General features: G+C 65.3%; 19 protein-coding genes. 1 reads left to right on the plus strand and 18 read right to left on the minus strand.

The features are described from left to right. Positions 1 to 40 precede the first annotated feature (40 nt). On the plus strand, positions 41 to 670 hold the full coding sequence (locus M2341_RS13325; RefSeq protein WP_264585566.1) for a glutathione S-transferase family protein: 630 nt from the start codon (positions 41 to 43) through the stop codon (positions 668 to 670). 102 nt (positions 671 to 772) lie between these two features. Here the strand turns inward: M2341_RS13325 and M2341_RS13330 are convergent, their stop codons facing one another. The 18 genes from M2341_RS13330 to M2341_RS13415 all read right to left on the minus strand — a co-directional run bounded on the left by M2341_RS13330 (position 773) and on the right by M2341_RS13415 (position 17042). Next, positions 773 to 1504, minus strand: a complete 732-nt coding sequence (locus tag M2341_RS13330) for a Bax inhibitor-1/YccA family protein (RefSeq protein WP_264571054.1) — start codon at positions 1502 to 1504, stop codon at positions 773 to 775. Between the two features lie 230 nt (positions 1505 to 1734). Next, positions 1735 to 2823 (minus strand): OmpA family protein, encoded by a 1089-nt coding sequence (locus M2341_RS13335; protein ID WP_181560360.1) that lies wholly within the window; start codon positions 2821 to 2823, stop codon positions 1735 to 1737. 194 nt (positions 2824 to 3017) lie between these two features. Further along, positions 3018 to 3515 carry a DUF2793 domain-containing protein gene (locus M2341_RS13340; protein WP_264585567.1) on the minus strand — a complete coding sequence of 166 codons (498 nt, stop codon included), beginning with the start codon at positions 3513 to 3515 and terminating at the stop codon, positions 3018 to 3020. 50 nt (positions 3516 to 3565) lie between these two features. Further along, positions 3566 to 5788, minus strand: a complete 2223-nt coding sequence (locus M2341_RS13345; RefSeq protein ID WP_264585568.1) for a phage tail protein — start codon at positions 5786 to 5788, stop codon at positions 3566 to 3568. A gap of 3 nt (positions 5789 to 5791) precedes the next feature. Beyond that, the gene (locus M2341_RS13350) at positions 5792 to 6190 is read right to left on the minus strand and encodes a peptidoglycan endopeptidase (protein WP_264571058.1); all 399 of its coding nucleotides are present in this window, start codon (positions 6188 to 6190) and stop codon (positions 5792 to 5794) included. 3 nt (positions 6191 to 6193) lie between these two features. Then, positions 6194 to 7009 carry a DUF2163 domain-containing protein gene (locus M2341_RS13355; RefSeq protein WP_264585569.1) on the minus strand — a complete coding sequence of 272 codons (816 nt, stop codon included), beginning with the start codon at positions 7007 to 7009 and terminating at the stop codon, positions 6194 to 6196. After that, positions 7006 to 9333 (minus strand): DUF2460 domain-containing protein, encoded by a 2328-nt coding sequence (locus M2341_RS13360; RefSeq protein WP_264585570.1) that lies wholly within the window; start codon positions 9331 to 9333, stop codon positions 7006 to 7008. The genes M2341_RS13355 and M2341_RS13360 overlap by 4 nt, the downstream gene beginning before the upstream one ends. A gap of 102 nt (positions 9334 to 9435) precedes the next feature. Continuing rightward, positions 9436 to 9999 carry a tail tape measure protein gene (locus tag M2341_RS13365; protein ID WP_264585571.1) on the minus strand — a complete coding sequence of 188 codons (564 nt, stop codon included), beginning with the start codon at positions 9997 to 9999 and terminating at the stop codon, positions 9436 to 9438. Continuing rightward, entirely contained in the window at positions 9992 to 10201 is a 210-nt protein-coding gene (locus M2341_RS13370) for a phage tail assembly chaperone (RefSeq protein ID WP_181560366.1), read from the minus strand. Before M2341_RS13370 ends, M2341_RS13365 begins: the two co-directional genes overlap by 8 nt. Continuing rightward, positions 10198 to 10518: a gene transfer agent family protein gene (locus tag M2341_RS13375; protein WP_181560367.1), complete on the minus strand. Its 321-nt coding sequence runs from the start codon at positions 10516 to 10518 to the stop codon at positions 10198 to 10200. The genes M2341_RS13370 and M2341_RS13375 overlap by 4 nt, the downstream gene beginning before the upstream one ends. Beyond that, entirely contained in the window at positions 10515 to 10922 is a 408-nt protein-coding gene (locus M2341_RS13380) for a phage major tail protein, TP901-1 family (protein ID WP_181560368.1), read from the minus strand. Before M2341_RS13380 ends, M2341_RS13375 begins: the two co-directional genes overlap by 4 nt. A gap of 61 nt (positions 10923 to 10983) precedes the next feature. Further along, a complete protein-coding gene (locus M2341_RS13385) occupies positions 10984 to 11367 on the minus strand; it encodes a DUF3168 domain-containing protein (protein ID WP_264585572.1) in 384 nt (127 codons plus the stop codon). Positions 11368 to 11375: 8 nt separating this feature from the next. Further along, positions 11376 to 11915: a head-tail connector protein gene (locus M2341_RS13390; RefSeq protein ID WP_264585573.1), complete on the minus strand. Its 540-nt coding sequence runs from the start codon at positions 11913 to 11915 to the stop codon at positions 11376 to 11378. A 95-nt stretch (positions 11916 to 12010) separates the two neighbouring features. After that, positions 12011 to 13162, minus strand: a complete 1152-nt coding sequence (locus M2341_RS13395; protein WP_264585574.1) for a phage major capsid protein — start codon at positions 13160 to 13162, stop codon at positions 12011 to 12013. Between the two features lie 81 nt (positions 13163 to 13243). Then, on the minus strand, positions 13244 to 13663 hold the full coding sequence (locus tag M2341_RS13400; RefSeq protein ID WP_264585575.1) for an HK97 family phage prohead protease: 420 nt from the start codon (positions 13661 to 13663) through the stop codon (positions 13244 to 13246). Continuing rightward, a complete protein-coding gene (locus M2341_RS13405; RefSeq protein WP_264585576.1) occupies positions 13660 to 14805 on the minus strand; it encodes a phage portal protein in 1146 nt (381 codons plus the stop codon). Before M2341_RS13405 ends, M2341_RS13400 begins: the two co-directional genes overlap by 4 nt. Positions 14806 to 14924: 119 nt before the next feature. Further along, positions 14925 to 15659 (minus strand): helix-turn-helix transcriptional regulator, encoded by a 735-nt coding sequence (locus tag M2341_RS13410; protein WP_264585577.1) that lies wholly within the window; start codon positions 15657 to 15659, stop codon positions 14925 to 14927. A gap of 78 nt (positions 15660 to 15737) precedes the next feature. Next, a complete protein-coding gene (locus tag M2341_RS13415) occupies positions 15738 to 17042 on the minus strand; it encodes a terminase large subunit domain-containing protein (RefSeq protein ID WP_264586051.1) in 1305 nt (434 codons plus the stop codon). Between the last annotated feature and the right edge of the window lie 11 nt (positions 17043 to 17053).

Here is a 17053-nt window from a genome sequence, read left to right on the forward strand (position 1 = left end):
ATTTCGTTCATGATACGTTCCAGTCACTGGGGAGACGATCATGAGCCAAATTCAATTCTACACCAACCCGATGTCGCGTGGGCAAATTGTCCGCTGGATGCTGGAAGAAGTCGGCGTCCCGTACGAAACCCACCTGCTCGACTACCAGACCGAGATGAAAGGCCCGGCCTATCTGGCCATCAATCCGATGGGAAAGGTGCCCGCCGTGGTGTACGAAGGAGCGGTCGTCACAGAATGCGCCGCGATTTGCGCCTGGCTGGCGGATCGCTTTCCCGAAGCAGCGCTGGCCCCACCCCTGCCCGATCGTGCCGATTATTATCGCTGGATGTTCTTTGCGGCGGGACCGCTAGAGGCGGCTGTGACGAACCGTGCACTGGGTTTCGTCGCTGAGCCTGGTCGGGAAAGGACTTTGGGCTATGGCAGCTTCGAGCAGACAATCGACACCTTGGAAAGCGCGCTCCGGGGGAAGACGTTTATTTGCGGAGAGATGTTCACGGCAGCCGATGTGTATGTCGGATCGCATATCGCCTGGGGGCTGCAGTTCGGCACCATCCCCTCCCGACCGATTTTCTCGGACTATGTCGCGCGTCTTGAGAGCCGACGCGCCTATGTGCGCGCGAAGGAAATCGACAATGCGCTTATCGCGCAGGCGCAGTCGGGCAAAGCTTAATCCAGACTCAGGTCCGGTGCACTCACTCGGGCTGCCTAATAAGAAAAAGGGCCGGGAGGATGTCTCCCGGCCCTTCTTGTACAAGAAAAGAACCCGGCGCGATCAGTCGCGATTGCCCAGGAACTGCAGCAGGAACGTGAACATGTTCACGAAGTCCAGATACAGGCTCAGCGCGCCCATGATGACGGCCTTACCCATCATGTCGGACCCGGCAACCTGGAAATACAGGCTCTTGAGGCGCTGCGTATCATAGGCAGTCAGGCCGGCAAAGATCAGGACACCAAGGATGCTGATGACCAGCTGAAGCGCCGTCGACTGCACGAAGATATTGATGACCATGGCGACGAGAATACCGACCACGCCCATGATCAGGAACGTGCCAAAGCCGGAGAGATCCTTCTTGGTCGTATAGCCGTACAGGCTCAGGCCCACGAACGCAGCTGCCGTGGCAAAAAATGTCTGCGCAATCGAGACACCCGTGAACACTAGGAAGATCGACGACATGGAGAGGCCCATGACGACTGCAAATGCCCAATACAGCGCTTGCGCGGTGCTCGTCTGCAGCTTGTTGATGCCGAAGCTCAGCACCATCACGAAGGCCATCGGCGCCAGCATGATTACCCAGCGCAGCGGGGTCACCAGCACCTGAGCCGCGAAGCCGGAGCTTGCAAACAACAGCGCAACGATACCCGTGACCAGCACGCCGCTGGCCATGTAATTGTAGATCGAGAGCATGTAGGAGCGCAGGCCTGCGTCATAAGCAACCTCGCTCGCATGCGTGGAAGCACCACCGTAGCCCGTAGCGGACGACCGGGGATCTGGCCAATTCGCCATTTTATCATCTCCTCTTTCCGGCAACAGCGCCGGACTATCAGCGCACAATATCGGGCTATGCCCTTAGATTTCAAGTGAAACCGGTCCGCGAGGCTTATCATGCCTGCTGTATCGCCCGCTCTCGATGCGCGCCCATAGACGCAAGATGACAGCCCGACGCTCTTTCACACAAAAAAAGGGGCCGGATAAGCCGGCCCCTTCCTTGTTCGTCCCGCCGAAGCGGAGAGTTCTTAGTTGCCCGAACCCGGACCGTAGGTGATTTCCACGCGACGGTTCTGGAGTTCACGCACACCGTCGGCCGTGTCGACACGCGGACGCGTCTCACCGAAGGCCTGCGTCGAGATGACGCCGTCGGAGATGCCACGCGAGGTGAGGTAGCCACGGACCGAAGCGTTACGACGCTCGGAAAGGCCCATGTTGTAGCGCGGCGAGCCCGAACGGTCAGCGTGACCAGCGAGCATGACCTGCGCACTACCGCAGTTCGCATAAGCCGAAACCGCGTTGTCGAGGATCGAGGCAGCATCCGGCGTAACGTCGGCGCTATCCCACTCGAAGAACACGATGTACGGCCCCGGCTGGCACTGCGCGACCGGCGGAGGCGGCGGAGGCGGAGGCGGCGGGGGAGGCGGCGGCGGGGGCGGCGGGGGAGGCGGCGGGGGAGCCGGCTCTTCACCACCGAAGTTGAACACCAGGCCTGCCAGGATGCTGTGGCTGCGAACCTCAGTTTCCAGCGGCGTGCCAGCGGTGTTGATCAGGTCGATGTTGCTGTGGTTGAAGAAGCGATACTTCAGCGACAGATCGACGTTGTTGCTCACCGGATAACGGACGCCAGCAATTGCCTGCCAGGCGAAGCCCGTGTCGGAATCGCGCGTGTCGGGCAGCGAGATCTTGGACCGCGCAACGCCGACGCCGCCGCCGACGAAGCCCTGCAGGCCATCATCGGGACCGAAGTCGAGCATACCGTTCAGCATGATGCTGTCCACGCGAGCCTGGCCGCCGGGCAGAGCCGTCGTCCGGTTCGAGTAGGTGGTGTTCTTGTTCATCGCCTTCTTGTGCGAATATTCGGCTTCCAGGCGGAACGCGCCGAAGTCGTAACCCACATAACCCGCGGCGTCGTAACCGACCTTGTGCGGGGTGTTGGCCGTGACGCCAGTGGTCGCTGCCACACCGGCAACGGTGCCGGCGTCATACGTGGTGTCAGAGTCCTCGACGATGATCGCGCCAACGTCACCGCCCAGATACCAGGCGCCGTCCTTGGCGAGCGATGGTGATGCCATCGCGGTCGAAGCGAGCGCTATGGCGAGGCCAAGCTTCCGCATATCATTCCCCTTTCAGGTTGATCGTAAAATGCTGCTCGACGTTTTTAGGAGTGCGCCGCAAAGGTTTCAAGCGCACAATCGCATGATGTTGCCTAAATGCCGCATTGTGATCAGCTAATGTTGGCCCTGCAGGAAATATTGCCTGTCGCGTCCGCATGTTGGGAACCGACAACGTCTTTGTGCTTTATGCGTGGTTACGATGCGATGAGGCCGTCTGCCCTCAGGGTATCAAGCACTGAAATGATCGCCTCTCTCGCCTGCGAATCGACGGGCGCCCCCCCGGATGGATTCGCGATTGCAGGCCGCCTGCTGCCAATCACTTTCTCGCCATCAACATAGAAACCGTCAGTCCGCAGACCTTCTTCCCGCCAGTCGCCGGCCTGGAATCTCACGCCACTTTGCGTATCCCGCTTCCAGCAATGCAAGCCTTCGAACGGCGCGAGGAAGCGCCATCCAGACGCAGTCCACGCCGCAATCATTCGCTCGCACCCCGCCCACTCACCCGTTGCGCCACTTCCAACGAGCCAGCACGCACCCAGGTCGGGCGCGGCGGGAGGCGCTGACAGGCTTGCGCTTTCCACCACTCGCCCGATCGCGATGTCGATGAGCGACAACGCCTCATTATGAGTGAGTTCCTTTTGCGCCTGCCCAGCAGAGAGCAGCGGCAAGCCAAATCGATCGGTTTGAGCCATAGATCGTCGTCCTTCTGATGTGGGAAGTCGCGCGCGGAGACGTGGATAAGTCAGGGCCAGGGAATGACGAGCGCTCGCCCCGCTCCCCAGCTTCCCATCTGCCTCACTTCGATCTGCATGCCAGGCGAGGCCGCCGCCGCGAGATCGGCCGCAACGTCATTCGCCGCGTAGACGCAGGACGGGAGCGCCGTTTCCCATCGCCGCAATGTCACGCCGTCCGCGACGACACTGACCGCATAAGCCTCCCGCTCCTCCCCGAGGGGCGCATCCACGCCGTCAATCCATGCCGAGCCAAGCCGGCTTCTGCGAACCCAACTGACCTCAACATCACCACCGGCCAAAGTCGTGTGCCGCCCGTGCACCGGCGAAAGAGGCATCAATGCGCGGCCGTCGATCAAAAGGCTGTCCTGCGCGGGCGTACTGTCCCCGCTGCCGATTGCCCTCAGAGTCAGCGTCGTTCCAACCGCGCTTTGCTCTACCGGGATCGGCGCCAGCCGCTCGCGGTCGATCAGCACGAACCGTTCGCCCGGATCGTGCCCAGTCATGGCCCATTCGGTGCCCATGCGCCCGCGAACGAGACGCGATAGACGATAATGCCCCGGCCCGAGCGCGTCCGCCTGACCAAATTGCAGCAGTTCCTCTCCAATCTGGCAGATGTTCGCGCCGCCGAGCAGAAGATCGTCCCCCACCCCGGTCAACACATCACCGGGATCGTCGAGAATGATCTCAATGCTGCTGGAAAGGTCCATCCGCCACGGCGCGCCCGGAGGCAGCGCGCCAACAGTGCGGCCCATCACGGCGGGCGGCGCTGTGCTGCCAATGGGCTCGGCAATCTCCAGGACCGGATCATAGCGAAAGAGGGCTGCGCGCCGCCACCCGGCATTTGTACCGCACGCCGCTGCCGCAAGGACTGGGCTCGTGGAAATCGTAGTCCCGTCACCCGGCAACTCCACAATCGTCAGACTGGTCGGCCCCTGGACGAGGTCAGGCTGACGGACCGGCTCCCCGGAGGCCCCTGCGCCCGCGATGGCCCGCGTGCCGCTCTCAAAAGCCTGCAAGCTGAGCCTGACGGCCATGTCATCCCATTCCGTCGTCTCGACGAGCCACTGCCCCGGCTCGCCCGCGACCGTCACAAGATCGCCCGCACCGAGGTCCAGCGCGCTCCAACCAGCGCCGATATTGAGGCACCGGCGGTGCCGCAGCGCATTGCGCAGCTTCCGGTCGGCCAGGCGCCGCGCATCATCCGCCCCCATCGCCGCCGGCAGGTCGATTTCCTCGCCGCGCATCCCCGGCCCCGCCCGCAATGCGGTCTGCAAGCCAAGCTGATAGTCGCGAGCCGGGTCGTGGTGACGGATTGCCAGCCGGGCAGCCACCGTCTCAATCGGTGTGCGAACATGCTGAGGCTCGGCTTGCTTCTCGCCGTCTATGCTGCGCACGACGGCCGCCGGATCGATGACATGGTCCGTCGGCCTCCCGCTGTTCAACGCAAGCGCGCCCTCGCGCTCTGTCCATCGCACGTCGTGCAGCGAGACGATGTCGCGCATCGCTTCCTCCACTGTCCCTTCCGCCGCGAAGCCCAGCAGACGCGCTGGATCGCCGTCTCCGGCATGACTGACGGTGCGCCCGGCAAGGTCGGAGGCAATCGCCGGCAGGGCCACTGGTTCGGCCTCAGCCATCACTTCGAACGTCAGCGAGGGAATACGATTGCCGAAGTCCGCCAGCTGCAGCCCTTCGAACACGACGTAAGCACAGCCGCGATAAGCAGGACATTGCGCCACGCCCACTGCGGACGCAACCAGCGGGTCCACCATCTGGTCCGGCCCGCCCAGATACAGCCGAAATGCCGTGAGCGGCGATTTGAAATCCCCGACCGCGCCACGAAGCAGATTGCCGTCCGCCCAGATGCGTCCGATGCCGAGAATAGGCCGTGAGGAAAGCGCAACAGCCAGGCTCGCGGAATAGCTGTAGGTCGTGACGCTTGGGCTGCCCTTGCCTCCACCGCTTGTCGATGTGCTTTCCTGAAGGTCCGTGGCCCAGATCACCGTGCCCGCGACACGGATCGTTCCGTGGATGCGCGGGATCGCCGCGCCGTAGCGGGATGTCTGAACCTGAAGGTCGCTCAGCCGGGGCCCCGTCCGCCCGCCGGGTCGAAAAATCAGGGCATCGACAGACCGTCCGGCGAGCGCGCCGACCGCGCCGCCAATCGCCGCGCCCACAGCGCCGAACGTTCCGCCAAGGGCACTGCCCACGGCGGTGAGAACCAATGTCGCCATGCGCTACTCCTGAAATTGCCACGCGCCCAGCACCGGCCAGGGCGATGGCCCCGGCATCAGCACCACCTTGCCCAGTCCGGCATGAGCATGGACATGGCCGCCCCGCGTCACGATCATAAGATGCAACTGCATCGGACCGCTATCGACCAGCAGCACGGCGCCCTCGGCCATCTCCGGCACCGGTGAGAGGCCGCATGCCGCGAGGTTCCGCACCGCCCTCGCCTGCCCCATGCCCCTCAGCTTATAGGTGGGGAGCGTGGGAACAGGAATTCCGGCCCGCCGCGCCGCAAGCGCAACCAGGCCGACACAATCCACCCCCGTTTCCATGCTGCGCCCGTGCAACCGAAAGGGCACGCCGACCAAAGCCAAGGCCTCGGCCGCCATTCGTTTGCCAACGTCCATCACTCAGCTCCCGGGATAGCGCGTCAGCAGGTCCATGCCGGGCAGATGCGGCTCCCCGCGGAAATTGACGGCATTGCCGAACCGCGCCGCACAAGTCGCGAGGCGCTTGTCGCACCCCTGCGTCAACTGCGCGCGCGTGCCTGCTGCCACCGGAAACACCGGCGGTTCCGCCAAGAAAACGCCCCCCGCCTCCTGATCGACAATGGTCTGCAGGAGGCCGCAATTGGGCCCCTCCAGCCAGCGCAACGAGCCGAAGGGATACACCCCAGCCAGCAGGCCACCGCACGCAATGCGGTCATCCGCCACGGCACCAACCGCGACGATCTGCTGATGCCGTCGCAAATCGATCCGGCAATCCGCATCCCCCAGCGTCGCCCGGCAAGTGGCGCTGGTCACCGGCGCGACCGGTCGCTCAAGCGCCGCAGCAAGCGTGGACCGTAAGTTCACCGAATAAGCGCCGCCGCGCCGCTCGATGCTTCCCAGTTCGCCGCGCGCAAGTTCCAGCCAGAGCACCCCCGGTTCGGTCCATTCGGTGAGATGCAGGAGCAGTGTCGCGCCGTCCCAGCGCCCGGCATCGAGATCGACCTCACTGATGGCCGCGCTGCTGATGGCGCCCTGCAAGTCCGTCAGGTCCGGGTCGTTGCCACCCTGCACGATAGCGCTCGGCGTGATCCCGGGTGCTGCCGCATAATGCAGGCCGTGCGCCTGCAGGCCCCGGTCATGGCTGGTCAGGCCGATGGTCACGCCATCCCGCCGCTCCAACCGCCAGCAGAAAGCGAGCGCGCAAAGCGGCTTGCTCAGGATCGCTGCGGCGCTCACTCACGCACCTCCATCAGGGGAACGGACGGGACAATGCCCGCCGCAAACGTCTCTCGGTCGATATCCAGCCGGTCTTCGGCAAAGCGCACGGGCACGTCGAAGACAAAGCCCGCCGTCACCACCGCGCCCTCGGGCGGCGCGTCGTCGAACGCAACCTCCCCCATGCCCGGATGGGACCAGCCGGCAAACCGCTCGACCCCGTCCACCGCAACCCTGATGGTCCCCGTGACGGGCCGCGTGATCCGTCGTTGCTGGGGATCATCCACCCCGTAATTCTTGCGCAACTGGAAACTGGTCGTCACGCCATCGCCCGTTCCGAGCCACTGATCAAGCGGCCCCGGCGCAAGGCCGAACGAGCCAGACGCATGATCGAACGGATCACGGAACCGAAACCCTCGCGCTGCACCGCGTCGAGCCCGAAAAAAGGCGATGAGCGTCGCGATATCCGCCTCAGATCGCACGCCCGGCCCCGCATCGAACTGCAGCCTCGCATCAGCCCATTGCGTGCTGCGCTGCTCGTGGCCGGACACGCTCTCCACGATCCGCGTCGAGAAAGCCGGCGCCACCTGCGCGCGATTGCCGATGTCGAGCGGAAAGGCGAGGTCGTCGAAATGCTGCACGTCCGCATCTCCTGAAAGCTGGAAATAGGTAAAGCCGTCCCTCGCGACCTGGGGCAGCGCCCAGATGAAGGTGGCGGCATGGCCGCGCGCCCGCGCAGCATCTGCCGCTGCGGCGATCCGGTCCCAACCGGTCTGCGTTGACTCATCGGTGGAGCCAGCCGGCAAAAATCCGGCGAAATAATGCTGCTCGTCTGGCGGATAGCCCAGCCGCGCATTCATGGCAGCGCGCCCTGCGGCTGAGCGGGCGGTTCGGCCCTCGGTCACCCAGTCATAATCTTCGATCTGCAACCGGTCGAAAGCCGGCGCGGCCCAGTCTGTCGGCACGTTCGCGCGTTTGAGCTCCGGCGCCTCAGCGTCCAGCACGCTCGGCAGATAGACAAGCAGAAGAAGCTCAGCGTCGGGGGTCTCCGCGCGCACGGCATCCGCCACGCCCGCCGTCGAAGCGGCCAGCAGAGCGCCAGCCGCATCCAACAAAGCCATCTGCCCGCTGTCGAGCGTATCGCGAACCGTCGGAATTTCCACGGCAGCACTCCCGAACGCGGCGCGGGCAGCATCGTCATAAAGGCAGGGTCCCCCATCCGACATCACCCACCACCAGGGCTCGCCGATCTGGAAACGCACCGCTAGCCCGGCATCCCGCGCGATGCCCGCAAAGGCCCGCGCCACCGCACGCAAATAGTCGTTAGCCGCGGCATTGGCTGGCGAAAGCAGAGTAGAGGGCGGCGTCCACCCTGTCAGCGCGGGCGCTCCGTTCCACGCCCGCTGCTTCCACTCAGGCGGGCAATAGGCCTCGAACAGCTCGTAAGAGAGCGACAGGATCAGCCCGAACCCCAGCGCCTTGCAGCGCGCTGCGAAATCCTCGTGCCAGCGCCGGCACGGCGTCGCTAGCGCACCGCCCACCAGCGTCACGCGGAAATCGCTGCCGTCAGGGGCGAGCCGCATATAGTGGCTCATCCCGACATAGTGATTGATCGCGCCGCGATAGCCGAGCGCAAGCACCTGCCGCAGCAAGCGCTCAGGCGTCTGATTGTACGCATCATCATAGCCGCTGGCGATGGACAGCCCATGCTCCGGCACCATCGGATCGCCGATGGCGATGACCGATCCTGCCCCCTCACAAACCATCTCGCTGATTTCCACCCAGCCTTCGAGGGCGCCAGGAAAGGTCGTCTCTCCCTCATCATAATCGGTCTGGACGATGGAGATGAACAGGCGGTCGATGTCGCGCGCATCCACCGGGTCCGCATCGGCCGGCAAGGCAAAGCCACCGATCAACGCGTCGAAGTCGAGGGAGACGACCGCGTCCTCCGGACTGCCTTCCGCATAGTTCCAGAGCCGCACATACCAGGCGCGCGCATTGCCGGCCGCATCCCGCCCCTCGAGCGTCAACGTCGGGCCCTGAATGGCATCGAGCGGCTTGACCCCAGCGCTCCGCCACCGGAACCGCAGGGTGCAGCCACGATAATCCCGTCGCGTCTCATAACGGAGCAGCGGATGATCCCAGACATCAGCCGATTCCCAGATCAGCCCGGCAAGATCGCCCGAGCTGTGGAACACCGCATCCACGCGCAATCCATCATCCCCGACCGTCACGACGGAGGCCGTCATCGGCCGTGGGAAATTGACTGTCCAGAAAGGTGGCGAGAAGCGCTTGATGACATTGCTCTCCTGATTGCGCCTCTCGGTCGCCAGCCAGTAGGCCATAAGGATTGTCCTTTACTGATGCCATTTCGGCGGCGGATCCCCATCCGACCCCGCCCGCTCGTGTCGAGCGAAGTCGAGACACGGCCAGGATGGAAAAACCGCCTACTCCCCGAGCGCCCCACGCACCGCCCGCGCCACCTGACGCGCACTGCGCGCCAGCGCGCGCGGCGCCTCCTGGCCGCTGCCATTGACGGTGATCGACACGCGCACATCTCGTCCGCCCTGCCCACCGACGCCAGGCGCGATCTGGCCGCTGTTCGTCGGGACGAACACTTCGGGCCCGCGCTCGCCGACGAGATAGGCCCGCCCCGGCGCCACCGGGCCGCCCGTTGCCCGGCCGGGCAACCCAAGCGCACCGGTGAGGAGGCTCGTTCCCAACCCCAAAAGCCCGGAAGAGCCTCCGCCGCCAAGGACGGCCTCCAAGCCGTTACGGACCGCCGAACGGGCAATCTGGTCCATGACGGACAGCGCGATCTTGCCGAGATCTTCAAAGCCGATCCGCCCCGTCCGCACGGCACGCAGCAGCCCAGCCTCGATGGCGCGGCTCGCTCGTTCCGCGCCTGTGCTCAGTAAATCCAGCTCGTCCCGCAGACCGCTGGCATCTTCGCGCAAGCGGGCCATGTCGCTGCCCATCGGCGCGAACAGGCTTTGCATATCCTCATCCATCGGGATGCCTTTCCATCATTTTGGCCAGTGCAGATCGGTCGAACGGCGTGACCTGAGGCCCGGCCAGATCGCGCAACACCGCCAGGGCGTCGGCCAGCTCGGCCGGCGTCGCGCGCCAGAACTCGTCGGGGCGCCAGCCGAGCAACAGCCCGGCCTGCCCGGCCAACGTCCGAGCGACCTCCGCAAAGCAGGCCGACGTCATGCCCCGCCAGCCACGACCTGCCGCATGATTGCCCGGAGCGCCGGCAAGGCCACGCCCACGCCTTGCGCGATCAGCGCGTCGCCCAGATCGGCCCGGGCCATTGCCTCGGGTCGATCCGCAAGGCAGTGCCACAACAGAGCTTCCATCTCGGCGAGGCCGAGCCGCCCGTCCGCCGCGCGCTCGACCAGCGCAAGCAACGGCCCGGTCTCACGCTCGGCAGCGACCAACGCCGCAAAGGTCGGGCGCACCGTCAGGCAGTGCTCGCCGACCATCAGCGCGGCTTCCCCCCGCGCCTCATTCGCGACCGCCCCGCTCATAGTGCGCTCACGGCGCCGGAGCTTTCCAGCGCGAGCGTGTAGGTGCGTTCGCCATTATAGTCGCCGGCATAGTCCAGCCGCGTGACCAGAAACCGCCCACGCAGCTTCTCACCGCTCTCGAAGCTCAGTTCATAATCGTCGATGGCACCGGCCAGCGCATGATTGCGCAGCCGGGTTTCCGCCGCCGATCCGGTAAAGATGCCGGAGCCGGACACACTCACCGAGCGCACCCCCGCGCCCGGCAGAAGGTCGCGCCAGCCGCCGGAATCCTTGGAGGTGACATTCACCGCCTCACCATTGACGGAAAGCTGCGTAGCGCGCAGCCCCGCCACCGTCGCATAGCTTACCGGCGTGCTGCCATTGCCGATCTTGAGCAGAAACGCGCTGCCCTTCTCCACTGCCATCGCCTTGATCCTTTCTGTATCCGCATCCCCGCTCGCACCGAGCGAAGGCGAGATGCGGGCTTCAATTCAGCCGCGCCGCCCTCACGGCATAGTCGGCGCTCGCTCGCCACTCGGTGCGGCTGCGCAGGATGCGTGATCGCTCGAACCGCAAGCTGGTGATCCGCCAGTCGCCCAGATCGCCATCGACCCCCGCGAGCACGGCATCCACGCGCGCCAGCACGGCGGTCACCCGCGCCAGATCATCGCCACGAACGACCAGTTGGATGGGCAAGCGGACCGCCAGACCCGTCACATCCCGCGCGCCCCAGCCGGTCGACATCATCTCGCCGACCAGAAGCCAGGGCGGGCTTGCCTTAATCGGCTCGCCATTGCTCACGAGGTTGACCAGCGCCATCAGATCCGCATCGTTGCGGAGTGCGGCGATCACCGCCCCCCTCACTGCCATCTCGCCACTCATGCGAGGTGCACCCGTCGCCAGGGCCGCAACAGGGAGACAACCGATGCCGGCAGGTCTCCCTCCAGCCCGTCGCGTCGCGCATACCACTCGCCCGCCAGCCGAACGACGGCGTGCTGAAGCGCATCGGGCACATTGTCCGTGGCAAGGGCAAGGCCAGCACGATAGGTCACGCGAACCCGTCCGGCCGATCCAGGATTGAGTATCCGCACCCATCCCGCCCCCTGCGCATCGATATCAATGGCATAGGCCATGACCGGCAGGACGAACGCCGCGCCATCCGCCGGCAGTCCTTCAATGCCGCTGATCGCGCTGACCGGCGCCATCGTCAGCCGACCCCATGCGCCGCTGGCGCCGCGCACTTCGGTCACAGCTCTCTCGATCAGCATCTGGCCGAGATATTGCTCGGCCGCCTCGCTCGCCGCGCGCAGCAGATCGGTGAGCGCAGCATCATCGTCGCTAAGGCTGATGCCCAGATACTGCTTCAGGTCTTCAAGCGGCACCGCGAGCGGCCCACCCTTCTCGATTGTCACGGTCATGATCGCAGCCGTCCTTCAAGCATGAGAAAAAGGCGCCATGCCGGCGGGGAGAGACCGGCATGGCGCCCCTCATCGGTTCGCCGATCAGGGCCTCCTCAGGAGGCGGCGAACTTCATGAGCTTGATGGCCTCGCTGTTGGCGACCGCGCCGCCGATCCGCTTCACTGCGTAGAAGTGGACGAACGGCTTGTTGGTGAAGGGATCGCGCAGAATGCTCGTCTCGCTGCGCTCAGCGATCACATAGCCATTGGCGAAGTTGCCGAAGGCGATCGAAAGGGTGTTGGCGGCGATGTCGGGCATGTCCTCGGCCTCGATCACCGGATACCCAAGCAGCGTCGCAGGCTGACCCGCAATCATGCTCGGCTGCCAGAGGAACGCGCCGTCGCTGGTCTTGAACTTGCGGATCGTCGCCAGCGTCGCGGCATTCATCACGAATACCGCACCCTGCCGATAGGGCGCCCGCAGCGACTGGACGAGGTCGATCAGCCGATCCTGCGGATTGCTGGCCGGGAAGCCGCCCGCTGCCCCGGATGCGACATATTGCAGCGATCCAAACGGACGAACGCTGTCCGCCTGATTGGTGGTGGCATACGTCAGGAAGCCCTTGGGCTTGCTCGTCCCGTCGCCATTGATGAATGCCGCGCCCTCGGCCCGGCCAAATTCGCGGGCGATTTCCTCGGCGAGCCAGCTCTCCACATCGAACTGGGCATCGTCCAGCATCGCCTGGCTGGCCGACGGATTGGCGTAAAGGTCGCCGGAGGGCGGCGCGATTTCCTGGAAGGTGGGGGTCGCCGTCTCGGGCCGCGCTGCCGTCTCGGCCGCCCAGCCGGATACGACACCGCCGGTCGTCACAAGCTTGCGATATCCCGCCGATCCCGTGCGCACCACATTGGCCACCGCGCGGATTGGGGAAATCGATTTGAGCGCCGCGTCGATCATCTGGTCGATCTCGCGCGGCACCGCATAGCCACCGCTGCCGCCGCTCGCGCCCGAGAAGCTCTTCAGCTCCACACCGGCCTCGATGCCGCGCCGCAGATAGCGATCGGTGAAGGCTGCCCGCGCCGGGTCGACGTCGCTGCCCTTGGCGCCGTCCAGAGGCGGCCGACCGGCCAGCGCCATCGCCCGCTCGGCCTGCTTGCGCAGCGCCTCGTCAAAAGCGTCCATCCGGGCTTCCATGCCCGTCAGCCGGTCTGCCTGCAGGATCGCGTCGAAGCTCTCCTCAAGGCTCTTGGTTTCCACGTCCTGCATTGCGTCATTCTCCTGCGGTCAAAAACAAAAAAAAGGGGCCGCAGTCGGCCCCTCGAACATCCAGAAAATCGGCGCGCGTTGTCAGCCAGCCTCCACCGCATGAACCCGCGCCAGCGGCTGCATCGGGTGAGTCACCAGGCTCACCTCGACCAGATCGAGCGCATCCAGCCGGCGGGGCTGATGACCACGCGCCGCCACCACGCGATAGCCGAAGGACAATCCCTCAATCCGGCGATCGCGCAGCAGCGCCTTCGCCTGTTCCGCTGTCGGCCCGGCCGCACTAATCGTGCCGATCACCCGCAACCCGCGTGCATCCTCCGTGACATGATCGATCCGGCCGATCACCGCGCCCGCCCGATGCTGCCAGAGCAGCGGCAGCGCTGTCGCCGCACGGCGCGAGAGGCTGGCCGAGAAGGCGCCCGGCGCGATGACATCGCCACCCTGATCGATCTTGTCGAAGATCGCCGCATAGCCCGCGAACCGCATCGTCGCGGCGCTCATGCGCGCGTGGCGTCCAGCCCCAGCATCGCGCGCTTTTCCTCGGTCGAGAGGAAATCCGCCCTCTCGATCCGGTCCCACAGCAGCATCCTGTCCTCAGCCAGGGCGGGCAAGCGATTGAGATCGACCTCCAGCACCAGTTCGGGCCAGAAGTCGCACAGCCCCTGCCCGAGCGCGCCGAGCAGCTTGGCCAGCAGCGGCAGCACGCTTTGCCGCCACAGCGCCTTGTTGGCCTCCCGATAATTCGAGTAGGTGCTGTCCCCCGGCATGCCAATCAGCACGGGCGGCACGCCGAAGGCGAGCGCGATGTCCCGCGCCGCCGCTGCCTTTAGCGCCACGAAATCCATGTCGTGCGGGGAAAGGCTCATCGACTGCCAGTTCAGCCCGCCTTCCAGCAGCATCGGCCGCCCCGCATTGTCCGCACCCTGAAACGCGCCTTCCAGTTCGGCCTTCAGCCGGGCGAACTGCTCGGGCGCGAGCACGCTGCCATCGCCCGGCGCATAAATGAGCGCACCGGATGGCCGCGCCGCATTGTCGAGAAGCGCCTTGTTCCACTGCGTCGCCGCATTGTGGATCGCCACCGCACCCGCTGCAGCGCCGAGGCAGCCTAGCCCATAATGATCGTCTGCGGGGTTGATCGCTTTGACGTGGATGACCGCAGTCCGCCCCGCCGCATCCTCGCTGGCATAGCGCATCTCGCTTTCGCCCGCCCGGTAGCGATAGCCCACGGGCCAACCGGCGCGATCCTGCTCGATTGTCACCCGTTCGGGGCGCAGGGCATAGAGGGTCGCGGGCAGACCATCAGCGCCATGGCCAATCTGTGCGTAACCATTGCCATGCAGCAGCACATGCGCGGCGAGCGTCTCGATGAGACTTTGCCCCGCCACGCGCCGCTGCACGAGCGCCAGAGCCGCTTGCGCATCCCCCTCCTTGGCAGCCACCGCGTGCAACGCCGCGCTTCCCGCCGCCTCCGCCACCAGCCGCACCGCACGCTGCGCCACCGGGTTAGCAATCACTGCCCCCTTGAGCTGCGCCTCATAGCTTTGCGGCCAGTCGCCCGCTCCTGCCCAGCCAAGCCCCAGCCACGCGCGCGCCAGCGGCGGCCGCGTCGGTGTCGACGCGGCTTTTCGTCCAAACCATTTCACCTGATCGTCTCCTCGCTTGCGCACGAAAAAGCCGCCAGCGTCGGGGCTGGAGGCTGCAAAATCACTTATCGGTCGCGACGGCCGATGCGTGGCAACGCCCCCGATCGCGCGGGAATGGATCAGGCCGCGATCAAGCCGGACCCCACACCTTTGACGGCGGCAGACGTCCGGTCCGACACCTCCAGTTTCTCGTAAATCCGCCGCATATAGGTATCGACCGTTCCCGGCGATATCTGGAGGATGTCGGCAATCACCGTGTTGCTCTTGCCCCGCGCAACCCAATGCAGGATCTCCTTTTCCCGCGCAGAGAGTTGCCGTTCGCGCCCCGTTTCCTCCGCGAAGAGACCGCATATCCGCAAATGCGCCGCTTGCGCCGCAAAATGCAGCTGGGTCATCCGCTCTTCGCTCAGGTCCGCACCCGGCGCGATCCTCCCCAGGCCAACGACGCCATTGCGATTGCCGGGGCCATAACAGGGCAAGGAGAACCCATCGGTGAAATCGATCTGCCGCATGGCGTCCAGAAACTGGCGCTCCTCTACCGTCAGTTCGGTATTGCCCCACACCTCATGCCACCGGATGGGCACGCCTGCTGCCAGCGCCGCGCGCGGCACGATATCCAGCCGCTGGAAGTCGAATGAGCAATAGAGCGCCACCTCCTTTTTGGAGAAGCCATGTTGCAGCGGCAGAGTCGCCGGCATGTTGGTGCCGATTTTCACCCAATAATAGCTGACCGCGCCGAAACCGTTGCGTGCATAATAGCGCGTCATCCCGCGCCACAGCAGCGGGAGGCTGGATGCCTCGGCAATCTTCTCCAAAATGTCGTTCACCCGTGGAAGCTCCTGGGACAGCTTCATGGGACGATCATGCTGTGCCTGCTTGCAACCAATAGCAAGCACTTCCGTATCGTTCCCGAAACGGGGTGAAGCGACAAGCTAGAGTGATCGAACCCGCGCCTGCGGATTGGCCTTCAAAAGCAGTTCGGTCAGGCACCAGACGAGGGCATCCGCACGGTCAGGCGATCGTCCCGGCCCCTCGTAACGCCCATTGATCAACAAGCCGCACAACTGGTCCTCCAGCATCGCAAAGGGTCGGCCATGGCGGACCCGACCAGCCTCATAGGCGGCGGCAATCGGCTCGGCTCGCGCCACTTTGCCCTGCGCCGCGTGAACGAGGCGGACCGGCAGGGCCCTGTCGGCTCCGCGCAGCACGGTACGCACCATCTCGCCGCCATTATTCGCTTCCGCCACGATGCGATCTGCTGCCCAGCGCTCCGCGGCGTGCGCTACAGCCTGTGCCCAGCGTTGCGGGCTCGCCCGCTCGACGCTCGCATCCTCCAGCACGATTGCCGTGCCGGCGTGATCGATTCCTGCGACAATGATGCCGCAAGCGTCGCCCTCCGCACTGGCTGGCGGATCAACGCCGACCGCGACCCGCACCAGATTCCCACGCTCCAGCACGGGGCCCGTTAAACGGCACGTCTCAATGAGCGCCCGCGTCCACAGCGCGCCTTCATGATCGAGCAACAATTCGCCATCCAGCTCCTGTCGCCCCAGCCGCGTGCCTCCGAAATTGCGTTCCATCTCCGCGAGGAAGCTCTGCGGAAGCGCACCTCGATTGTCCTGCGTGCTGCCCCGCGTCACCACCACGCGCGGATCGGCAGCTAGGCGTCGGACCAGTGGCACGGCGCGCGGCGTGGTGGTCGCGACGATGGCCGGTCGATTGCCCAGACGCAGCCCCATCGCCAGATTGTCCCACGCCGCTTCTCCGCGCGGCCACTTCCCGATCTCGTCCGCCCAGGCATGGCTGTGCTGCGGTCCGCGCAACGTTTCCGGGTCCGCAGCGCCGTAGAGCATGGCGCACGCCCCACCCGGCCAGCGCAACTGGCGCTTGGCAGGAAACCATTTCGGTTCAATGCCCTGCGTCGCGATGGCAAGCAGCCCGCTCTCACCTTCCACCATCACAGCTCGCGCTTCATGCAGGCTCGCCCCGACCAAAGCGATGCGCGCGGTGGGGTCGCCCTCGGCCACCATTCGTACCCATTCGGCACCAGCCCGCGTCTTACCGAAGCCCCGCCCAGCCATAATCATCCAGGTGAACCAGTCGCCCCGGGGCGGCAATTGCGCCGGGCGCGCCCGAAAGCGCCAAGCCTGCATCAAGCGCCGCCGTTGGGTGAGTGACAAGTTCCGTAAGAGTTGCTGCCGCCGCGTGGGGCTCAGTCTGGCCAGGCGATCGATCATCGACAGCCTGT

Origin of the sequence: Sphingobium sp. B7D2B (genome assembly GCF_025961895.1) — a bacterium.
GTDB lineage: Bacteria > Pseudomonadota > Alphaproteobacteria > Sphingomonadales > Sphingomonadaceae > Sphingobium.

Coding starts and splice junctions, on each gene's coding strand:
- M2341_RS13325 (WP_264585566.1), top strand. CDS start 41: ATGAGCCAAATTCAATTCTACACCAACCCGATGTCGCGTGGGCAAATT.
- M2341_RS13330 (WP_264571054.1), bottom strand. CDS start 1,504: ATGGCGAATTGGCCAGATCCCCGGTCGTCCGCTACGGGCTACGGTGGT.
- M2341_RS13335 (WP_181560360.1), bottom strand. CDS start 2,823: ATGCGGAAGCTTGGCCTCGCCATAGCGCTCGCTTCGACCGCGATGGCA.
- M2341_RS13340 (WP_264585567.1), bottom strand. CDS start 3,515: ATGGCTCAAACCGATCGATTTGGCTTGCCGCTGCTCTCTGCTGGGCAG.
- M2341_RS13345 (WP_264585568.1), bottom strand. CDS start 5,788: ATGGCGACATTGGTTCTCACCGCCGTGGGCAGTGCCCTTGGCGGAACG.
- M2341_RS13350 (WP_264571058.1), bottom strand. CDS start 6,190: ATGGACGTTGGCAAACGAATGGCGGCCGAGGCCTTGGCTTTGGTCGGC.
- M2341_RS13360 (WP_264585570.1), bottom strand. CDS start 9,333: ATGGCCTACTGGCTGGCGACCGAGAGGCGCAATCAGGAGAGCAATGTC.
- M2341_RS13365 (WP_264585571.1), bottom strand. CDS start 9,999: ATGGATGAGGATATGCAAAGCCTGTTCGCGCCGATGGGCAGCGACATG.
- M2341_RS13370 (WP_181560366.1), bottom strand. CDS start 10,201: ATGACGTCGGCCTGCTTTGCGGAGGTCGCTCGGACGTTGGCCGGGCAG.
- M2341_RS13375 (WP_181560367.1), bottom strand. CDS start 10,518: ATGAGCGGGGCGGTCGCGAATGAGGCGCGGGGGGAAGCCGCGCTGATG.
- M2341_RS13380 (WP_181560368.1), bottom strand. CDS start 10,922: ATGGCAGTGGAGAAGGGCAGCGCGTTTCTGCTCAAGATCGGCAATGGC.
- M2341_RS13385 (WP_264585572.1), bottom strand. CDS start 11,367: ATGGCAGTGAGGGGGGCGGTGATCGCCGCACTCCGCAACGATGCGGAT.
- M2341_RS13390 (WP_264585573.1), bottom strand. CDS start 11,915: ATGACCGTGACAATCGAGAAGGGTGGGCCGCTCGCGGTGCCGCTTGAA.
- M2341_RS13395 (WP_264585574.1), bottom strand. CDS start 13,162: ATGCAGGACGTGGAAACCAAGAGCCTTGAGGAGAGCTTCGACGCGATC.
- M2341_RS13400 (WP_264585575.1), bottom strand. CDS start 13,663: ATGAGCGCCGCGACGATGCGGTTCGCGGGCTATGCGGCGATCTTCGAC.
- M2341_RS13410 (WP_264585577.1), bottom strand. CDS start 15,659: ATGAAGCTGTCCCAGGAGCTTCCACGGGTGAACGACATTTTGGAGAAG.
- M2341_RS13415 (WP_264586051.1), bottom strand. CDS start 17,042: ATGATCGATCGCCTGGCCAGACTGAGCCCCACGCGGCGGCAGCAACTC.